This is a genomic window from Methylobacterium sp. B1 (genome assembly GCF_000333255.1).
Classification (GTDB): domain Bacteria; phylum Pseudomonadota; class Alphaproteobacteria; order Rhizobiales; family Beijerinckiaceae; genus Methylobacterium; species Methylobacterium fujisawaense.
Map to the genome: position 1 here is coordinate 1 of NZ_BACT01000948.1, position 1786 is coordinate 1786.

The following is a 1786-nucleotide window of genomic DNA, read 5'->3' on the forward strand; positions in this document are numbered from 1 at the left end:
CGGCCCGCCGGTCTGCGGCGGCGCGAGACCCGGATCGAGTCGGCGATCGTCACCCGCCGCGAGACCGGCGACGGGCTCGCGGAGGCGCTGCTCGACCGGCTGATCGCGGCCCGCGACAGCGCGGTGTTCACCGTGAGCCCGCGCCGGGTCGAGCTGGAGCCCGGCGACCTCCTGGCGGTGCCCTGCGCGGTGCCGGGCGGCACGGTCCTGCGCCGGATCGACCGGATCGACGACGCGCCCACGGGCCGCCGGATCGAGGCGAGCGGCGTGCCACCCCGGGCGGGACCCGGGCGCGGGCTGCCTCGCCAGATGGCCCAGGCGGCGGTGGCGCCGCCCGCCTTCCCGGGACCGCCGCCCGCCCTGGCCCTCGACCTGCCGGTCGACCGCGGCAGCCCGACCGTCCTGCAATACGCCGCGGTGGCGGCTGAACCCTGGCCCGGCGCGGTCGCGATCTGGCGCGCGGCGGGCGACGGACCGCTCGCCCTGCACCGCGTCGTCGACTACCCGGCCTGCCTCGGGCGCACCCTGTCGGCGCTGCCGGCCGGCCCGCTCTGGCGGATCCAGCGGGATGTGCATCTCGACGTTGCCCTGCGGCGCGGCGCGGCCCTCGCGTCGATCGGGGAGGGCGCGATGCGCGCCGGGGGCAACCTGTTCGCCCTGCTCGGCGCGGATGGCGCCGTGGAGCTGCTCTGCGCGGCGAACGCGCTGCTGACCGGGCCCGACACTTACCGGCTGTCCGGCTTCCTGCGCGGGCTCGCCGGAAGCGAGGCGGCGGCGGGGCGCGTCAGCCCGGCGGGGAGCCTGATCGTGCGCCTCGACGACGGCGCCGTGACGCCCCTGATCGACCGGCTGGACGAGGTCGGCCGCGCCTTCCGCTACCGGATCGGGCCGGCGGACAGCGATCCGGCCGATCCGGCCTTCACCGAGTTCACCGCCACGGCCGGCCTCGCGGCGCTCACGCCGCTGCGGCCGGTCCACCTGCGGGCGCGGCGCGGCGCGGATGGCGTGCGGCTCTCCTGGATCCGCCGGGCCCGCCGCGACGGCGACGCCTGGGAGCCGGCCGAGATCCCGCTCGACGAGCCGGAGTCCTACGCGGTGACGCTGTTCTCGGCCGCCGGCACGGCCCTGCGCACGCTCCGGGCCGAGGCCCAGCACTGTCTCTACGCGGACGAGGCGGCCGATTTCGGCGGGGCCCAGGCGCATCTCGACGTCGCCGTGGCGCAGATCGGGCAGGTCGCCGGCCCCGGCCCTGCCTGTCGCGCCCGCATCCCCGTCCGCACGGCCTGACCGCCCGGGAGTTGCCCCATGTCCGACGCCACGCCCCATCTCGGCCTGCCGCTGATCGCCGCCAGCCAGGCGCAGAAGCACGTCACCCACAACGAGGCGCTCGGCCTTCTCGACGCCCTCGTCCAGCTGGCCTGCCTGGACAAGGACCTCACCGCGCCGCCGCCGAGCCCCGCGGAGGGCGACCGCTACCTCGTGGTCGCCGCCGAGCCCGGGGGCGCCTGGTCGGGGCTCGCCGGACAGTTGGTGCGCTACGGCGACGGCGTCTGGGCCGGCGCGGTGCCGCGGGCCGGCTGGCTCGCCTGGCTGATCGACGAGGCCGACCTCTACGTCTTCGACGGCGCGGCCTGGACGAGCTTGAGCCGGACGCTGACGGCGATCCAGAGCGTCAGCCGCCTCGGGATCAACACGGGGGCGGACGCCACCAACCGCCTCGCCGTCAAGGCCGATGCCGCGCTCCTGACCTGGGACGACGCCACGCCGGGCAGCGGCACATGCGGGG

2 protein-coding genes are annotated in these 1786 nt (G+C 77.5%); both read left to right on the forward strand.

The features are described from left to right. Nucleotides 1-1287: phage tail protein (locus tag I53_RS26670; protein WP_043356580.1), on the forward strand; the 1287-nt coding region annotated here is incomplete at its 5' end. A gap of 18 nt (nucleotides 1288-1305) precedes the next feature. After that, a partial coding sequence (locus I53_RS26675) for a DUF2793 domain-containing protein (RefSeq protein ID WP_148291248.1) occupies nucleotides 1306-1786 on the forward strand: 481 nt, incomplete at its 3' end.